Source organism: Streptococcus mitis, from assembly GCF_026782895.1.
GTDB classification, from domain to species: Bacteria; Bacillota; Bacilli; order Lactobacillales; family Streptococcaceae; genus Streptococcus; species Streptococcus mitis_CB.
On sequence record NZ_JAKUXJ010000006.1, the window covers coordinates 101,950 to 120,397 of the forward strand.

Below are 18,448 nucleotides of genomic sequence, written 5' to 3' on the forward strand. Positions count from 1 at the left end.
CATTTCCTCCTTAAATAAACATATCTTGCAAGAGCTTCTTTTTGAGTGTTTCTAATTGAGAAATTTTTTCTTGGTGAGAGTTGATGAGATTATCTAGGTTTGAAAAATATGAGCCTATGGCTTGTTGTTCTTCAATACTTGGAATATTTAATTCCAATCTAGAAATTATCATTTTATTTAAACCACCACGTGTTCCATCACCTGATGAAATTAAACGTAGCTCATCATATCGTCTTCCTAAATCTGTATATAAGAATAAAAAATCAATATTGCTATTTGTTTCAATCGCTGCAATTGATTGATTTGTGGTTAGTGGTATCTTATTAATTGCTACTCTACCTCTAGTTTGCCCCTGACCTGCTAATGCAATTAAAACTGAATTCTGCTTAACCCATTTTGCACTAGAATTTTCTAGTCCAATGCAAGATATCTTTTCTTCAGTTTCATTTAAAATCTTCTTATTAATTTCTCCTGAGGACATCCACGGAATCTCTTTTGGATTCCAAAATTCCTTTACACCAGTTCTAGGTGTTCCACCAGTTATAATTCTACAATTGTCTCCTAATTTAACAATTTCCCACTCACCTTCAAATCCATCCAGACGAATCTCAGGAACTCTCTGTCCAGCTTTGGGAAACATCTTGGATAGCATGGTCGCCTTAAGAGATTGGTAGTTTGTGAGATTATCCTTGTAGCTTGCAAGAAGGTCGTCGAGGGTGCGGAAGAGGGAGCCGATGACGGATTGTTCTTCTTGACTAGGAAGTGAAATTCTTCTCTCCTCCATCATATTTTTTGTAATATGAACCATTGTACTACCATTGGTATTTTGTTGGATTTTATTCTTATCACTCTCTAGCCAAATATATAAGTAATCCTGATTGATATTGGTCTTATCAAATTCAAGTTTCCAGATATGATAATGATAAATTGCTTTTCCTTCCATCCATATTTCTGGTCCAAAATTAGTTGCCCATAGATAAAGTAGTTCTCCCTTATTTACATACTTATTATCTTCAAGCTCTAAATTTGAATAATACCACTTGCTATTAGTATTAAAATTTCCCACTCTGAGAACTTTATATTTTCCATCATCTAGTAGTTCTTCCTGTTTATAAGCACGCCCATTTAACAAAGAAATATGGTGTCCTATAGTACTATACACCCATTCATCTTCATAATTCTGAAACCTAGTTTTTGGTACATTCTTTTTTCTGTCCAATGGTGACTCCTTAATCCTCTTCAATTTTTATCTTTTTTTAATTTAATAACTCCAAATAAAAGTAAAAAAGCTAGTGTTAAAACTCCAGAATAGCAGATAAAATTCCTGTTAAAAGTAAATAATTTTAAAAACAGTATAGCGACAATCCATAGCATGAACAAAATATATCTAAAATCAAGACAAGGTGATTTTATTTTTTCTTCAAAATCCCCATCATCAAACATTAAGCTGTTTGTATAGAATAATTTTAATTTTATATATTCATCTTGATTTTTCCTTATCTCTAAAACGTAAATAATTAAAATAAATACAAGAGCAAAAATTAACATAATTATCAGTAACTCTGTTTTTTGGCTATCTGACATTAACAATTTATAGAAGATGTCACTCCCTGAATAATCCTTAATTTTGTCAAAAACAAGTAGCGCTAAAGCAGAAAACCAACCTATTAATTTAAGATGTAATGATTGGTAGATGTCATTTTCTCGTTCTACAATTTTTAAAAAATCATCTTTTAATAGAGCAACTTGGTTAAAGTATCTATCTACATTAGAATTAATTATTCTTTGAAAAATACTTTTTACTGAATTTAACAAGCTATTTTCTATAGTAAATGACTTATTTTTTAAGAGAACCGATCTTACAATACTCAGTTTTTGTATATAGTTATCGCCATCGTCAATAATCCAAGAGTATAATTCTTCTAAATATTCAAGTTGTTTATCTGGAATGCTAGCTTCAAAACAATAATCATCTGTAATCTCATTATTATCTATAACTAGTTTAAATTTGAATCTATCATTTTCGTAATTAGTAAAATTACTAAATAATAACATCAGACAAATATATTTTGACTTTCTTACTTTAGAGATTTGGCTATTTGAATCCAAAATTGATATTGGAATATTATATAAAAGCTTATTATCAACATCTATATTAATATTGTTGCTGCTTAACATTTTTTTTATTTTTATAATTTCATCAGATAAATTTTTCTTTTCCTCAATCCAAGTGTTGTGACTATTCTTATTAATGATTCTAACATCTTTTGAAAAATTTTTTCTTTGAAAATATCTGACATTACTTTGGAACATCATTTGATTATCAATGTAATCTTCTAAATTGAATATTACTGATTCTAACCCCAAAGTCTGAACACTATAAATATTTCTATCCGAATCATTCTTTACAATCCCAAAAGCTTTTAAATTTTGTATTAGTATACTATTGCTGGGTGTATTTTCTATTTCATAAGAAAGTTTATTCCAATTTGGCATGTTATTCACCTAGTTTTTGTCTAATTTCTTCAAGACATTCTCGATCAACTACTAGTCTAATCTCATCATTTACCAGTGAAACTCCCCCATCCAAAATAAGTTTCTCGAAATTATCTGTCTTAATTACAGTTTCTTTAGAGATTCTAATCTCACTTTTAAAATGATCCTTTAATACTCTTTCATCAATTTCAAAACTGTAATCCAACTTACTGGATTTATCAGAGTAAAATTGCAATTCAAAATTTTCAACATGAGTAGAAATATCTATTAAACCACTATCATTTAAAGAGTCAACAAGTCCACTCTTATCAAATATATTACTGTTAAATATATATTTTTTTGACTCTCTCATAATATCATCGATATTTTCAAGTCTTGCTATTTCCTCAGAGAATAATTCCTTTGACTCAATCAATTCTAACAAATCATATGTATTGATCTTTTTATTTCTTACTTCTTGTAAGCCTAGAAAGCTATCCAACCAATAATTTGCTACTTTTCGACTCTTATCTATAACTGCAATATTATTTAATTCTGTAGATAGAATACAAACTTTATAGTAACTTTTATCCGTCCCCAGCTGGCCTTCAAACTCAAATGTTTCTTTATTTGCTACAAGAGTTTTCTCTAACTTTAATAATATTAATTCCTTTTCTTTCTCTAAAATAAACAGGTAACCTTCTCTCACAGTCGATTTTCTTTTACCACTACTTTCACTACATTCTGCAAGCAACAATTTTTCAGCAAATGAGCCAATATCAAAGTTTTCTCTATCCTCATTGTATGCTTTTAGAATACTACTTTCATCTTTAAATTCCGCAGAAATAGTACTATGTGATCTGATACTTTCATCTCCAACTATTGTATTAAAAATAGTTGCTATATTAAAAATCTTTTCTGGATTATCTGACAAGTTAATCTCAGTTATGGTTTCAGTAATGTCGTATACAGCTATTTTTCTTTTCATATTTTTTACTTTCTGTTTTTAAATTTTAATTTTTTTTATATAGTAATTTTCTATTTTATACATTGTAAATTGATTTTTTCAATATAAACACAATCCTCAAAATAAGATTAAAATATTAATTTTTTCAAACTTTACTCCTCCACTATCTCATAATAAAATTATACCACGAAACTACAAAAATCCCCCTTAGAAATCTGCTTCTAAGGGGTTGTCTTTATCCTGCTGCTTGGGCTGGTTCTGCTGGTTTGGTCTTTTTATCTTTCTTGCTACTAGTGATGAGACGACGCTTGCTATCTCGGATGCTATTGAGTTCCTTGAGGAGTTGAGTCAGGTGTTCCTTTTCAGGATAGGCTTCTGCACTGGCTGCGGTATAGCGCATAAAAAGGTCGTAGCTGGTTGAAAGTTCGGTACGGAGTTGTCTGGTCTTGCCAACTTCCTTGGCAGACTTAGAAGCACGCGCCTTACTCTCCACTTGGTCATATTCCTCTTGAGCATTGACCACCGCCGTCAGCATAGGGGTCAGTCCTAGACTGGTCACTGCCTCATGATAAGGTGTTTCACCAAGCGTTTTGAGCAAGCTCTTGATTTCTGCCGTTTCCACATCATTGCTGTGCTTGGTGATGTCCTTGTACTTGGCAAAGACTGGTTTCAGAGTTTCATGAGCTTCTTTAAGCTTGGCATCCTTAATCTTAGCAAATCCTCTATGAAGGGTAAAGAGACCAACCAAGGCACTATCACGATTGCGATCGACTTCTGTCAGATTACTAGACTCTTTCGTTTCCACCGACGCAAGTTGAGCTTGAAAATCATCTAGCTTGGTCTTGAAGGGTTCCAGATGTTTGGCATACATAGCCTCATCCTTGTTTGCCTTAGAAAAAGTCGCCAAACTTTGATGAGTATCCATCATCAGGCTCTCAAACTCACGGTTGGTAAAGTTGCTGTAACTAAGTGGGCGAATAGCGTATGTTTTTGTCATGATAATATCCTTTCTATTTAACGAATCATTTATTGTCTTCTTTATCAAACCAAGACTGGATTAGTTCTGGAAGATAGACCTGTTCTTGATCTGTTTTTACAATGCTTCCTTGTCTATCATGTTGAATCAAAGGTCTATCCTTAAATACAAAGACTTGAAACAATACACAGACCAAAAATAGAAGCCCCCATAAAGGAAGTGTCGATAGAATACTATCCTCATCATCTTTAACTTTCTTCATCAATTTTTCTCCTTTGAGTTGATACATTCATTCTAACAGTTTCTCAAACCATTTTAATCCCCATCCGCTCAACTGTCATTATTTCCATCTAAAATGTACTTTTCAGGACAAATCAGACTTTTCCAAATTAAAAAATCCCTATCTGACTGGACATACATACCGTCCATCAGATAGAGACACTTACTATTTATAGATTTTAACTCTTCTAGCTTTAGAATACATCTAAACTTTAGGAAAGACGACTATTCGAAAGCTAGAAAACCTCAAAACTTTCTCAGATAAGCTATTCGAAACGTAGATTGCTTATAAATTTATGGAATTACAATCATTCGATACTTAGAATACATGTAAACTTTAGGAAGCGGAACTATTCTAAGTCTAGAAGGACTATCTCCCAACCCTCAACGGCTCAATGACTTCCTCTACTAGCTGGGTATAGGCTTCCTTGATTTGTTTTTTATAGAGGAGAGGATTGAGGGCATCTGCCACCTCTAGCTTATAGTCCTGATAGCGCTGGCTCTTGGTCAACTGGCTTTCTCCTAGTTGTTTTTTAGCTCCCTTACGGTAGTGTTCGACATAGTAACGGAGTTCATCCTCTCCGACATACCAACGTTTGCTAAAGACTTGGATATGTTGCTGGATGACAACCTCTATCATCTGATCCAAGATATTTGCGATAGACTGACCACGATAGTTTTCTGGATGCTCTTGTACCTCTCTCCACAGTTCAGTGATGATCTGGGCAAGATTTGGATTGGTCTTCTCAAGACTCTGAATATAGTTATCCACGGCTTCCTTATCTTGAGAGCTTAGGTGCTTTTCTTGACTTTGACCTTGTTCAATCAGGCTTTGGATCAAGGTTAGGATATAGGCATAGTTGATTTCGTCCACTTGGATAGACTCCAGTTCATAGTGGATATCAAGTGGCTCTCCATCGTCATCATCCTCTACTCGACTTTTTAATTCTGCAAGGACATTTCGATAAAGACCCAGATACCTTTCCAACTTCTCTCCATCAAGTCCCGTCTGACTGTAAACTTCTTCCTCATCATACTCTTTATACACTCGGATAGAGGCTAGGTACTTATCAAGAGCTTGATAGGTTTTAGCTAGTTTCCTCAACTCAGGCGTAGAGACTTGCTCAAAATCTAGACCATTCACATAGTCATCAGTAGCAAGATTTTGGAAATCACTACAACTCCTCAAAAAGTTTCTCTTTTCCTCTTCCCAACTAGGGGCTAGAACCTCGTTTTCACCACCATTTGAGTAGAGCTTGAGGGCATTATCCACTGCTTCCTTAAAGGCTAGAGGCTTTTGGAAGGTGATGATATGACCATAGGTCTTACTGTTGTCAAAGATCCGATTTGTTCGGCTAAAGGCTTGGATCAAGTCCTGCGGTTGCATGGGTTTTCGGTCGATAAAAAGAGTTGATAGACAAGGGGCATCAAATCCCGTTAAAAGACGATTGACCACGATAACCAAGTCCAACTGCTCATTGCGATAGAGGTATTTGTCCTGCTTTCGAGCTAGACGGTTATTGACATCCGTATTAAAGCCACGAAGATCCGCCATGGTAAAGTGGGTATCAAACTCTTGGTTATAGTCTTCTAAAACCTGCTTCATGTGGTCTTGGTTGGCTCTTGAGTCTTCTTCATTTTCTGTGACCGAGTAGGTGATGGTCGCCTTTGGAAAGTCTGGAAGAACCTGCTTAACCCTTTCCGATACCTTGACACGTGTCTCCCCAGCCTTGACTCGTTTGAGGAGGTCATAGTAGGCTTGGGCTTGAGGGATGGATTTGACGGTTAGGATGGCATTGTAGGTCTTACCCACTCCTTTTTGGAAGCCTAGTTGTTGACGGGATTTATTGATAATGGCATCCAAGACTTCCAGCATATGCTCCTCATCCTCGTAGACAGTATCTGGTATGTCATTTTCAGATTTATCCGTGATGAGGGTATTGCGATAATCCACCTTAAAGCCCAAAACAGCTCCGTCATGGATGGCTTCCTTGACTGTATACTCATGGAGACGGTCTCCGTACTGTTTCTGGGTGGTTTGGGCTAGGTCACCGATCTGCTGGCGTTTATTTTCCTTAAAGATGGGCGTTCCTGTAAAACCATACCAGAGCGACTGTGGGAAAAATGCCTTAATATCTTTTTGTGTTTGTGGCGTCACGGCACGGTGACATTCATCCACGACAAAGGCCACTCGGAGGCCCTTTATTTTGTCAACATCACGCTGGTAAAGACCTTGCTCAAACTTACGCATCATAGTGGTGATTTTCTGGATGGTCGTTACCACGACACGCTTGTCATTACTTCCCAGTCGCTTGACCAAATCATGGGTATTATCCGTCTCGTCAATATCAATGACATCATTGGTCGCATAGGACAGAAAGGATGAAGTGGTCTGTTGATCCAAGTCCCTGCGGTCAACGACAAAGATTGTCTTTTGGATAGACGGTATTTGGAGGAGATTCCGCGCCACCTTATAGGAGGTCAAGGTCTTCCCTGAACCTGTCGTATGCCAGACATAGCCTGATGCTTGCTGGCGTGAAGCTTCCTGCACCGCTTCGATAGCATGGATCTGGTAGGGGCGCAAGAGGATAAGAGCCTTCTTGCTATCATCAAGGACAGAATACTGCATGACCATCTGGTGGGCACGAGGGATGGAAAGCACTTCGTGGGCAAAACTGGTCAAGCTCGTTATGGGTTGGTTGTCTTTATCCACCCACTTGGTTAGAAATTGCTTGTTGAGTTTATTTTCCCTAGCCGCAGCGATATAGCGTGTATCTACTTTATTGGTCACAACAAACATCTGTAAGCTAGAGTAAATGCCACGAAACTTGCCTTCCCTATCATACTTCTTGATTTGATGAAAGGCATCTAGAAAAGCAACTCGGGGACTTTTAAGCTCAATCTGAATCATCGGAAGACCATTAATCAAGAGGGTCACATCTAGCCTGCGGTCTTGATCCTGAGGATTTACCTTGTCTCTCTCGACTTGATTGACAACCTCATAACTGGACTTACCAGCTGCGATATTGTCTCGCCAGATGACAGATAAACGGATAGTCCCCAAACTAGCATCTTCTCTCTGAACCTCAACCTTGGCAATGCCATTTTCGCCGACCAACCACTTGGCAGCATCATAGTAGCTAACAAAGTTCAATTGATTCTTTATCTGGCGTTTTTCCTGTTCTGTCAAGGGATGATCTGCCAATAGAGCCACATTGTTCTGAGCTAGCTTTTCAAAGAAATTTTCCCATAATTGCTCTTCTGTTTTGAGGTCTTCTCTATATGTCCATTGACTTTCCCCAGTTACCAGTTGGCTGATCAGTTGTTTTTCTATCTCCAGTTCTGGTTTTACCTGTATCATACTCTCTCCTTTGCTACGTGTCTGCTCCCTTTATTATAGCATGTTTAACCTCAAATTCCATCACTCTTCCCATTATAAAAACACTCATTCCCCCTTTCTCCTCCAAAATATGGTATAGTAGAGTTATACTATCTATGAGGAGTTTACATGTCACAGGATAAACAAATGAAAGCTGTTTCTCCCCTTTTACAGCAAGTTATCAACATCTCATCGATTGTCGGTGGGGTTGGAAGTTTAATTTTCTGTATTTGGGCTTATCAGGCTGGAATTTTACAGTCTAAGGAAACCCTCTCTGCCTTTATCCAGCAGGCAGGTATCTGGGGGCCACCTCTCTTTATCTTTTTACAGATTTTACAAACGGTCGTCCCTATTATTCCTGGAGCCTTGACCTCGGTGGCTGGGGTCTTTATCTATGGCCACATCATCGGTACGATCTACAACTATATCGGCATCGTGATTGGCTGTGCCATTATCTTTTATCTAGTGCGCCTCTACGGAGCTGCCTTTGTCCAGTCTGTCGTCAGCAAGCGCACCTATGACAAGTATATCGGTTGGTTGGATAAGGGCAATCGTTTTGACCGTTTCTTTATCTTTATGATGATTTGGCCTATTAGTCCAGCTGACTTTCTCTGTATGCTGGCTGCCCTGACCAAGATGAGCTTCAAGCGCTATATGACTATCATCATTCTGACCAAGCCCTTTACACTCGTGGTTTATACCTACGGTCTGACCTATATTATTGACTTCTTCTGGCAAATGCTTTGACATGTAAAAAATCCGTTTGGTTTCCCAAGCGGATTTTGTGGTTTATTTTGAAACTTCTTTTGCAAGAACAAAGTTCCCAAGAGTGGCAGAACCATTTCCTGCGACTGCTGGAGTCACGATGTAGTCACGCACATCAGGTACTGGTAGGTAGCCATTGAGAAGAGATGTAAATTTCTCACGGACACGGTCCAGCATATGTTGTTGAGCCATGACCCCTCCACCAAAGACAATCACGTCTGGGCGGAAAGTCACTGTCGCATTAACCGCAGCTTGAGCGATATAGTAGGCTTGAACATCCCAAACAGGATTGTTGAGTTCAATGTTTTCCCCACGAACACCTGTACGAGCTTCCAAACTTGGACCAGCTGCATAGCCTTCCAGACATCCCTTATGGAAAGGACAAACACCCTTAAACTCTTTTTCAATGTCCATTGGGTGTCTAGCAACATAATAATGACCCATCTCAGGGTGACCCACACCACCGATAAACTCGCCACGTTGGATGACACCTGCACCGATACCTGTACCGATTGTGTAGTAAACCAAGTTTTCAATACGAGCACCAGCATTGTTACGGGCAACCACTTCACCATAGGCAGAGCTGTTTACGTCTGTAGTGAAGTACATTGGCACGTTGAGGGCGCGACGAAGGGCACCAAGCAAGTCCACATTTGCCCAGTTTGGTTTTGGAGTCGTTGTGATAAAGCCATAAGTTTTTGAGTTTTTATCAATATCAATCGGACCAAATGAACCAACTGCAAGACCAGCAAGGTTGTCGAATTTTGAGAAGAACTCGATGGTTTTATCGATTGTTTCGATTGGAGTTGTTGTTGGAAATTGTGTTTTTTCTACAACGTTAAAGTTTTCATCACCGACAGCACAGACAAACTTTGTACCGCCCGCTTCCAAGCTTCCATATAATTTTGTCATGATAAACCTCTTGTTTTTATTTTCTTTATTATAGCATATTTCGAAAGTCTAAATTTCTCTATTTTTTAGATTTTCCTCTGTAAATCTTACCATTCAAGCAAAAACGAACAAACATGTCATTTGTTCGTTTTCACATTAGAGAGGATTGATTAGATTTTCACTTCGATCACAGCATCCCCCTTCGCAACTGAACCTGTTGCGACTGGAGCTACTGAAGCGTAGTCAGCTGTATTTGTAACGATAACCATTGTTGTATCATCAAGACCAGCTGCAGCAATTTTGTTTGAGTCAAAGGTTCCAAGAACATCGCCAGCTTTAACCTTATCACCTTGAGCAACTTTTGCTTCAAAACCTTCACCATTCATAGATACAGTGTCAATACCAACGTGGATCAAGACTTCAGCACCATCAGTTGTTTTCAAACCAAAAGCGTGTCCTGTTGGAAAGGCGATTGAAACTTCCGCATCAGCTGGTGCATATACCACACCTTGACTTGGTTTCACAGCGATACCTTGGCCCATAGCTCCACTTGAGAAGACTGGATCATTGACATCAGCAAGAGCGACAACATCACCGACGATAGGAGTTACAAGTGTTTCATTTTGAAGAGTATCAGTCTCTTCCACTACTGGTGCTTCTACTGTAGGTTCAGTAACTGTTTCTGCAGTTGCTGTGGCTGCTTCATCAGCAAAGACACTAGCTGCTTTTGTTTTCCCGTAGAAATAAGTGAAAGCAAAGGCGGCAACAAAGGACATAATTTCCGCAACTATATACATAGGGATTGAAGCAGCCTTAATAGAAAGGAATCCAATAAATCCAGCCGCTCCCAATGAAACTGCAATAACGTGAGTTAAACCTGCTACGAAGGCACCAATTGCTGAACCAGCAAGGGCGCAGAAGAATGGGAATTTGTATTTCAAGTTTACCCCAAAGAGAGCAGGTTCTGTAATACCAAGGAAGGCAGAAACAGCAGCCGAACTTGACAATCCTTTTGTTTTAGCATTTTTTGTCAAGAAGTAGATTGCAAGAGTAGCCGCACCTTGTGCTACGTTTGCCATTGAAGCAACAACAAAGATGTAGTCTCCAAATCCAGTACCGTTATTATTGTAAGCAGACAACAATTGTGTTTCGATTGCTGGGAATGATTGGTGAAGACCTGTCATAACGATTAGTGAGTAAGTTCCACCAAATAGACCCATACCAAAGGCACCTGTTGTGTTGTACAACCATACAATCGCATTTGTAATCGCATCAGACACAACCAACATAACAGGACCGATAACTGTAAAGGTAAGGAAGCCTGTAAGCATCACTGATAAAAGCGGTGTGAAAGTGAAGTCAACTGCAGATGGCAATTTCTTGTGGAAGAATTTTTCCAAATTTGCTAACAACCAGATTGCAACAAGGACTGGAATAACTTGATAAGCATAGTTTGTTTGTGTAACATGGAAACCTAAGATGTCCCAGAAGGCTTCTTTGCCACCCAAATCTGGAGTGGTCATAATCATACCAATTGCCGCACCAAGGAATTGGTTTGCTCCAAAGCGCTTGGCTGCTGAAATACCAACCAAAACAGGGAGGAACATAAATGGAGCAGCAGACATCAATTGAATCATAGCTGAGAAGCCTTTGATTGCAGGATACATATCTTCAATTGATTGAGGTCCAAACAAATCTGGTGATGTCAAGAAGTTACGTAAAGCCATCAAGAGACCACCTGCAACTAAGGCAGGGATAATAGGAACAAAGATGTCTGACAAAAGTTTAATCAAGTCCATCAATGGATTGAACTTTTTGTCTTTATTAGCAATCTCTTTCAAATCATCTGTCGAAACTTCTTTTAAACCAGTTTTCTTGATGATTTCCGCATACACGAAGTTAACATCACCAGGACCAATGATAATTTGATATTGTCCATTAGTGCTAAAAGTTCCCTTGACATCCGCATTATTATCTAGAGCTGCTTGATTCACTTTTGATTCGTCTTTCAATACCAAACGAAGACGAGTTGCACAGTGTGCTGCAGCTACAAGATTATCCTTACCGACAGCCTCAATGACCTCGGCAGCAACTTTACTATAATCCATAGCAAAAATCTCCTTATTATAGAATTTTGTTATTGTTTGAAAGCGATTTTATTCGCCCTACGACTTTTATTTTATCATGTTTCAAAAATATGTCAAGCGTTTTGCAGAAAAAATATTTGTTTCTTAGAGTAAGGTCCTTTGTTTTGATATATTGTGAGAGTTTTATGAAAGTGTTCTTTAAAAAAATAGTTTAAAATCTGAGTTAAAAAGGATTTTATTTCACTTTCTTTCAATTTTCTGCAGATAGATGATTGATTTCCTGCTTTTGATTTATGATAAACGTTTGGCAGTTTTTTCTCTTTTTTAACATAAAAGGCTTGCATTTTTAATCGAAAACGGTTACTATTAAAAGTGATAAGATTTTTGGAGGAATGAATGAATGGAATGGACAACTGAGCGTCGTTATAGACCCTATGAAGATTGGACGCAAGAAGAAATTCAAAATATAAAGAAAAATATGGCACAATCTCCATGGCATACTCATTACCATGTTGAGCCAAAAACAGGACTTCTCAACGACCCAAATGGCTTTTCTTACTTTGATGGCAAGTGGATCCTCTTTTACCAGAATTTTCCTTTTGGTGCAGCCCACGGTTTAAAATCTTGGGCACAGCTAGAAAGTGATGATTTGATTCACTTTAAAGAAACTGGAATCAAAGTTTTACCAGATACTCCATTAGATAGCCACGGTGCCTACTCTGGTTCTGCCATGCAGTTTGGCGATAACTTGTTCCTATTTTATACAGGAAATGTCCGCGATGAAAACTGGATCCGTCACCCGTACCAAATCGGTGCTTTGATGGACAAGGATGGCAAGATTACGAAGATTGACAAGATCTTGATCGACCAGCCAGCAGACTCTACTGACCACTTCCGTGATCCGCAAATTTTTAACTTCAAGGGCCAATACTATGCTATCGTCGGTGGACAGGACTTGGAGAAAAAAGGCTTCGTCCGTCTCTACAAGGCTGTAGACAACGACTATACAAACTGGCAAGCCGTTGGCAACCTTGACTTTGCTAACGACCGTACTGCCTACATGATGGAATGTCCAAATCTGGTCTTTGTAGGGGAACAACCTGTCCTTCTCTACTGCCCACAAGGATTGGATAAGAAAGTTCTAGACTACGATAATATCTTTCCAAATATGTATAAGATTGGGGCTTCCTTTGACCCTGAAAATGCCAAAATGGTAGATGTGTCTCAACTTCAAAACATGGATTATGGTTTCGAAGCCTATGCAACTCAAGCCTTCAACGCTCCTGATGGACGTGCTCTAGCTGTTAGCTGGCTTGGATTGCCTGATGTTTCATATCCATCTGACCGTTTTGACCACCAAGGAACCTTCTCTTTGGTCAAGGAACTGACTATCAAAGACGGCAAACTCTACCAATACCCCGTCGCAGCTATCAAGGACCTTCGTGCTACTGAAGAAGCCTTCTCAAACCGTGCCCAAACCAAGAACACTTACGAACTCGAACTCAACTTGGAAGCTAATAGCCAGAGCGAGATTGTCTTACTTGCTGATAAAGAAGGCAAGGGACTTTCCATCAACTTTGACCTTGTAAATGGTCAAGTGACAGTAGATCGTAGCCAGGCTGGAGAACAGTATGCCCAAGAATTTGGAACTACACGTTCTTGCCCTATCAACAATCAAGCTACTACTGCTACAATCTTCATCGATAACTCTGTCTTTGAAATTTTCATCAATAAAGGAGAAAAAGTATTTTCTGGTCGTGTCTTCCCACATGCGGACCAAAATGGTATCCTGATCAAATCTGGAAACCCAACTGGAACTTACTATGAATTAGATTATGGTCGCAAAACTAACTGATGTCGCCAAACTTGCAGGTGTCAGCCCTACTACCGTTTCTCGGGTTATCAATAAAAAAGGTTATCTCTCTGAGAAAACCATTCAAAAGGTCAATGAAGCCATGCGGGAATTGGGCTATAAACCCAATAATCTGGCTCGTAGTCTCCAAGGAAAATCAGCTAAGTTAATCGGTTTGATTTTCCCAAATATTTCCAATGTTTTCTATGCAGAATTGATTGATAAGCTGGAGCACCAACTCTTCAAAAATGGTTACAAGACCATTATCTGCAACAGTGAGCACGATTCTGAGAAGGAACGTGAATACATCGAAATGTTGGAAGCCAATCAGGTGGACGGCATCATTTCTGGTAGTCACAACTTGGGAATCGAAGACTACAATCGCGTGACGGCGCCGATTATTTCCTTTGACCGAAACCTGTCTCCAGATATTCCTGTCGTTTCCTCTGACAACTATGCTGGTGGAGTTCTTGCAGCCCAGACCTTAGTTAAGACAGGCGCCCAGTCTATCATCATGATTACAGGGAACGACAATTCTAACTCGCCAACTGGACTACGCCACGCTGGTTTTGCATCCGTACTCCCCCAAGCTCCTATTATCAATGTTTCCAGTGACTTTTCTCCCGTCAGAAAAGAAATGGAAATCAAGAATATCTTGACTCGTCAAAAGCCAGATGCCATTTTTGCTTCGGATGACTTAACAGCTATTCTGGTCATTAAAATCGCTCAAGAACTGGGCATTTCTGTCCCAGAAGAACTCAAAGTCATCGGCTATGATGGGACTTACTTTATCGAGAATTACTATCCTCATTTAACGACTGTCAAGCAACCTTTGGAAGAGATTGCCTGCCTCACTGTTGATCTACTCTTGCAAAAAATCGAAGGTAAGGAAGTCGCAACAACAGGCTACTTTTTACCAGTTACATTATTACCAGGAAAAAGCATATAAGTACAAAAAACTCAGACAAAACAGTCTGAGTTTTTCTATAATCGTAAGTTTTCTAAATGGCGCTTAGCTGTATCTAGGTTAAAGGTTTTATCTGCAATGAGGCGCTCGACTAGGGGAGCTACCTCGGATTCACTAGCACCTGCGAGAAGTGCCAAGGATTTGGCCTGCAATTTCATATGGCCTTGCTGAATCCCTGTACTCACCAAGGCTTTGAGGGCTGCAAAGTTTTGGGCAAGTCCTATAGACACGATAATCTGGGCTAATTCTTTGGCAGAAGGATTTCCCAGTAGCTCATGACTGAGGGATACACGAGGGTTGAGGCCGATAGACCCACCCTTGGTCGCTACAGGCATGGGCAGGGTCATCTCACCGACCAATTCTTCTCTTTCAAAGTCCAGCGTCCATTGACTAAGACCTTGGTAATGTCCATCTCGACTGGCAAAGGTATGAGCTCCTGCCTCAATAGCACGCCAGTCATTACCAGTGGCAATCAAAATGGCATCAATACCGTTAAAAATCCCTTTATTGTGGGTAGTGGCTCGGTAAGGATCAGCCTGCGCAAACTGACTAGCCAAGGCTATTTTCTCCGCAATCTCTCGTCCTTGATCCTTTTGGCGGCTCAAGTAGCGAAAGGCGATGCGACAGCTTGCTGTCACCAGAGAATCGGTCGCGTAATTAGACAGGATTCCCATGAGACTCTGTCCCTGGCTGAGTTCTTCTAAGACTGGTTTCAAGGCTTCCAGCATGGTGTTGAGCATATTGGCTCCCATGGCTTCCTGGGTATCGACATGAAGATAAACAACGAGAAAGTCTGTTTCGCCTTTTATCTGCTCGACATGCAAATCACGCGCCCCGCCTCCACGTTTAACGATGGAAGGATAGGCTTGATTGGCAAGCTCCAAGAGCTCAGCCTTCTTGCTGGCAATCTTCTCTTGAGCTTGTTCAGGTTCAGCAACTTGATAAAGGGCTACCTGTCCAATCATCTGACGCTCATGCACTTGAGCAGTAAAGCCACCTGCTCGCTTGATGATTTTACTTGCATAGCTGGCCGCAGCAACCACAGACGGTTCTTCTGTCACATAGGGAACTGTGTATTCCTGACCGTTAACGAGAACCTCTGGAACCAACGAATAAGGTAGAGAAAAAGTTCCCACTACATTCTCACTCAGCTGGTCTGCCACAGTCACACTCATCTGTTCATCCTGCTCCAAACTCTCTTGTCTCTCAGGACTAAGGAGCGCCTGAGCTTTTAACAGCTCGAGGCGCTCTTGGTATGATTTTTTTGAAAATCCATTCCAACTTATCTTCATTATTTTTCAACCTTGCTATAACTGCGTTGGTGGTCAACAATTTCAACCAAGGCAAAATCTTGATTTTCATAGCCAGCAAACTGGGCAGAATTTGTTTCATCTAAGTCTACTTCCTCAAAGAAGACTTTTTCATAGTCTGCAACAGACAGGGCAGTTCGTTGGTTGAGCTTGTTCAAACGGTCTTTATCCAGATAAGCTTCATATCCTTCAACCAATTCACCACTGAAGAACTCAGCCACAGCACCACTTCCGTAACTATAAAGGGCAATTTTATCTCCAGCCTTCAGGCTATCTGTATTTTCTAAGAGAGACAAAAGTCCAAGGAAAAGTGAACCTGTATAGATATTCCCCACCTTTTGACTGTAGAGAATAGACTGGTCAAAATGCTTTTGCAAGAGGTCTTTTTTCTCTTGAGACAGGCTCTTATCCATGATTTTTTTCAAGCCTTTTAAGGCTAATTTAGGGTAAGGCAAATGGAAACAAACAGCTGCAAAATCATCCAAAGTAAGCTGGTAGCGTTTTTGATATTCGAGCCAAGTCGTTTTCAAACTATCTAGATATTGTTGGGTAGAATAAACACCATTTACATAAGGAGTTGTCGAGTAATTTGGACGCCAGAAATCCATGATGTCACGGGTCTGAGCTACATTGTCATTATTAAAGGCCATAATGCGTGGATTTTGTGTAATCAACATAGCTACACTTCCAGCACCCTGAGTTGGTTCTCCTGGAGTTTCAATACCATATTTGGCAATATCGCTTGCGATGACCAAGACCTTGGACTCTGGAGAATTTTCCACATGCAATTTGGCATAATGAAGGGCCGCTGTCGCTCCATAGCAAGCTTCTTTAATCTCGAAACTACGAGCAAAAGGCTGGATGCCCAGCAAACCATGCACAAAGACGGCCGCAGCTTTACTCTGGTCAATTCCTGACTCGGTAGCAACAATGACCATGTCAATTTCTTCTCTTTCTTGCTCAGTTAAAATAGAATCACTTGCACTGGCCGCCAAGGTCACGATATCCTCAGTTAGGGGCGCAATACTCAATTCCTTGAGTAAGAGTCCTTTGCTTAATTTTTCAGGGTCAATTCCCCTCGCTTCTGCTAAGTCTTGTAATTTCAAGACATATTGACTGGTCGCAAAACCAATCTTATCAATACCGATTGTCATATTTACCTCTGTTTTATCATTCATTGTAAAAAATCGTTCTATACTATTTTATCACAAATAGCAGTAAAAGAGAGAAAAAAGACTTGATTCACCAAATCAAGTCCCTTATTATTCTAACCATTATGCTGTTTTCTTAAGTAAGAATAAAGTCTAAGAATCACGGTTCCACTAGCCATTCCAATGGAAATCACCAAAGCCAGCATAACAACCAAGGTTGCACTAGCAATGGCATGACTGTAATCTCCCGTCACAAAAAAGGCAGTTGTCCGATAGGAGAGATAACCCGGAACCAGAGGTGCCAAGATAGCCAAGATAAAGACCACAGCAGGTGTCTTATAAAGAATACTTAAAATCTGGCTGACACAAGAACCGATAATAGCTGCAATAAAAGTAGCCACAATAACATTGGTCGGTTCCTTGAGCAAGAGATAGATTAGCCAGACAGCCATGCCTAAAATCCCTCCAGGTAAGAGCATAGAGCGTTGCACATTGAGTACGATTAAAAAAGTGATAATAGCAAGAAGACTTGCTACTGCTTGTAATAAAAAGGTTGTTAGTGTCATATTAGTTCATCAATACCAAGGCGACAGAAGTTCCCGCCCCTAAAGCAAGGGTAATGAGCAGGGATTCAAACATCTTACTCATACCAGAGTTTATGTGGTTAGTCATAATATCCCGAACCGCATTGGTCAAGGCAATTCCTGGAACAAAAGGCATGACCGCACCAGCTATAATCAAGTCTGCCGTTGAAGGAAAGCCTGTGTAGCGAGTCCAAAACTGGGCTATCATCCCAAAGACGAAGGCTCCAGCAAAGGCTGTCACAAAAGGAATTCGGATAAACTTCTCCACATAGAGGGAAAAGGCAAAACCAAATAAGGTAGCCACTCCTGCCCCAAGTGCGTCGTAGATATTTCCACTAAACATAATTGAAAAGAAAGGAGCACTAAAGGTCGCAGCCAGAGTTACCTGCAACTTAGTATAAGGAAGGGGTTGGGCTTGCAAGGCCGTCAATTGCTTGAAGGCCGTCTCTAAATCAAGATTTCCTCCTACCAACTGACGAGAAATCTGGTTCACATCGCAGACTTTTTCGATGTTATAAGAAGAGGAAGTCACGCGTTTCATTCGCGAAATATTGGTATTTTCAATGGAGAAAAAGATAGCGGCAGGCATGGCAAGAACATTGCAATCCACAATCCCCTGCGAATGCGCAATACGAATCATGGTATCTTCTACACGATGAATTTCTGAGCCACTTTTGAGAAGAATGGTTCCAGCTAACATAATCACATCAATGACGGCATTTAATTCTCTTGATTCTTCCATGCGTTCCTCCTTTTATCAACTCC

General features: G+C 39.8%; 15 protein-coding genes. 3 read left to right on the forward strand and 12 right to left on the reverse strand.

What is annotated here, in order from left to right; all coding sequences use genetic code 11:
- Window positions 1-10 precede the first annotated feature (10 nt).
- The 6 genes from MK480_RS08115 to MK480_RS08140 form a co-directional block, all read right to left on the reverse strand.
- A complete protein-coding gene (locus MK480_RS08115) occupies window positions 11-1,219 on the reverse strand; it encodes a restriction endonuclease subunit S (RefSeq protein WP_084925703.1) in 1,209 nt (402 codons plus the stop codon).
- Window positions 1,220-1,239: 20 nt separating this feature from the next.
- Window positions 1,240-2,496 (reverse strand): hypothetical protein, encoded by a 1,257-nt coding sequence (locus MK480_RS08120; RefSeq protein WP_084925701.1) that lies wholly within the window; start codon window positions 2,494-2,496, stop codon window positions 1,240-1,242.
- Window position 2,497: 1 nt separating this feature from the next.
- A complete protein-coding gene (locus tag MK480_RS08125; protein WP_084925700.1) occupies window positions 2,498-3,463 on the reverse strand; it encodes a hypothetical protein in 966 nt (321 codons plus the stop codon).
- Window positions 3,464-3,677: 214 nt separating this feature from the next.
- Complete coding sequence (locus MK480_RS08130) at window positions 3,678-4,439, reverse strand: DUF6261 family protein (RefSeq protein ID WP_192855366.1); 762 nt, start codon at window positions 4,437-4,439, stop codon at window positions 3,678-3,680.
- A gap of 25 nt (window positions 4,440-4,464) precedes the next feature.
- Entirely contained in the window at window positions 4,465-4,680 is a 216-nt protein-coding gene (locus tag MK480_RS08135) for a hypothetical protein (protein WP_020903010.1), read from the reverse strand.
- 387 nt (window positions 4,681-5,067) lie between these two features.
- Window positions 5,068-8,058 (reverse strand): type I restriction endonuclease subunit R, encoded by a 2,991-nt coding sequence (locus tag MK480_RS08140; protein ID WP_084925698.1) that lies wholly within the window; start codon window positions 8,056-8,058, stop codon window positions 5,068-5,070.
- A gap of 147 nt (window positions 8,059-8,205) precedes the next feature.
- Here MK480_RS08140 and MK480_RS08145 point away from each other — a divergent pair, with 147 nt between their 5' ends.
- Window positions 8,206-8,823, forward strand: a complete 618-nt coding sequence (locus tag MK480_RS08145; RefSeq protein ID WP_000076168.1) for a TVP38/TMEM64 family protein — start codon at window positions 8,206-8,208, stop codon at window positions 8,821-8,823.
- A gap of 42 nt (window positions 8,824-8,865) precedes the next feature.
- Here MK480_RS08145 and scrK read toward each other — a convergent pair whose 3' ends face one another.
- Both scrK and MK480_RS08155 read right to left on the reverse strand, forming a co-directional pair.
- Window positions 8,866-9,753 carry a fructokinase ScrK gene (scrK, locus tag MK480_RS08150; protein WP_024057687.1) on the reverse strand — a complete coding sequence of 296 codons (888 nt, stop codon included), beginning with the start codon at window positions 9,751-9,753 and terminating at the stop codon, window positions 8,866-8,868.
- A gap of 149 nt (window positions 9,754-9,902) precedes the next feature.
- Window positions 9,903-11,840, reverse strand: coding sequence for a sucrose-specific PTS transporter subunit IIBC (locus tag MK480_RS08155; RefSeq protein ID WP_084925696.1), 1,938 nt, complete (start codon window positions 11,838-11,840; stop codon window positions 9,903-9,905).
- A 379-nt stretch (window positions 11,841-12,219) separates the two neighbouring features.
- On the opposite strand from MK480_RS08155, the gene MK480_RS08160 reads away from it, so the two are divergent.
- Together MK480_RS08160 and MK480_RS08165 are read left to right on the forward strand one after the other, a co-directional pair.
- Window positions 12,220-13,674, forward strand: coding sequence for a glycoside hydrolase family 32 protein (locus MK480_RS08160; protein WP_268707501.1), 1,455 nt, complete (start codon window positions 12,220-12,222; stop codon window positions 13,672-13,674).
- The gene (locus tag MK480_RS08165; protein ID WP_045612170.1) at window positions 13,655-14,620 is read left to right on the forward strand and encodes a LacI family DNA-binding transcriptional regulator; all 966 of its coding nucleotides are present in this window, start codon (window positions 13,655-13,657) and stop codon (window positions 14,618-14,620) included. Before MK480_RS08160 ends, MK480_RS08165 begins: the two co-directional genes overlap by 20 nt.
- Window positions 14,621-14,655: 35 nt before the next feature.
- On the opposite strand, the gene MK480_RS08170 is transcribed toward MK480_RS08165, so the two are convergent.
- The 4 genes from MK480_RS08170 to MK480_RS08185 form a co-directional block, all read right to left on the reverse strand.
- Window positions 14,656-15,930 (reverse strand): hydroxymethylglutaryl-CoA reductase, degradative, encoded by a 1,275-nt coding sequence (locus MK480_RS08170; RefSeq protein WP_268707502.1) that lies wholly within the window; start codon window positions 15,928-15,930, stop codon window positions 14,656-14,658.
- Window positions 15,930-17,102 carry a hydroxymethylglutaryl-CoA synthase gene (locus MK480_RS08175; protein ID WP_045612596.1) on the reverse strand — a complete coding sequence of 391 codons (1,173 nt, stop codon included), beginning with the start codon at window positions 17,100-17,102 and terminating at the stop codon, window positions 15,930-15,932. The genes MK480_RS08170 and MK480_RS08175 overlap by 1 nt, the downstream gene beginning before the upstream one ends.
- A gap of 113 nt (window positions 17,103-17,215) precedes the next feature.
- Entirely contained in the window at window positions 17,216-17,665 is a 450-nt protein-coding gene (locus tag MK480_RS08180) for a threonine/serine exporter family protein (protein WP_033686494.1), read from the reverse strand.
- A gap of 1 nt (window position 17,666) precedes the next feature.
- A complete protein-coding gene (locus MK480_RS08185) occupies window positions 17,667-18,425 on the reverse strand; it encodes a threonine/serine exporter family protein (RefSeq protein ID WP_153199155.1) in 759 nt (252 codons plus the stop codon).
- Between the last annotated feature and the right edge of the window lie 23 nt (window positions 18,426-18,448).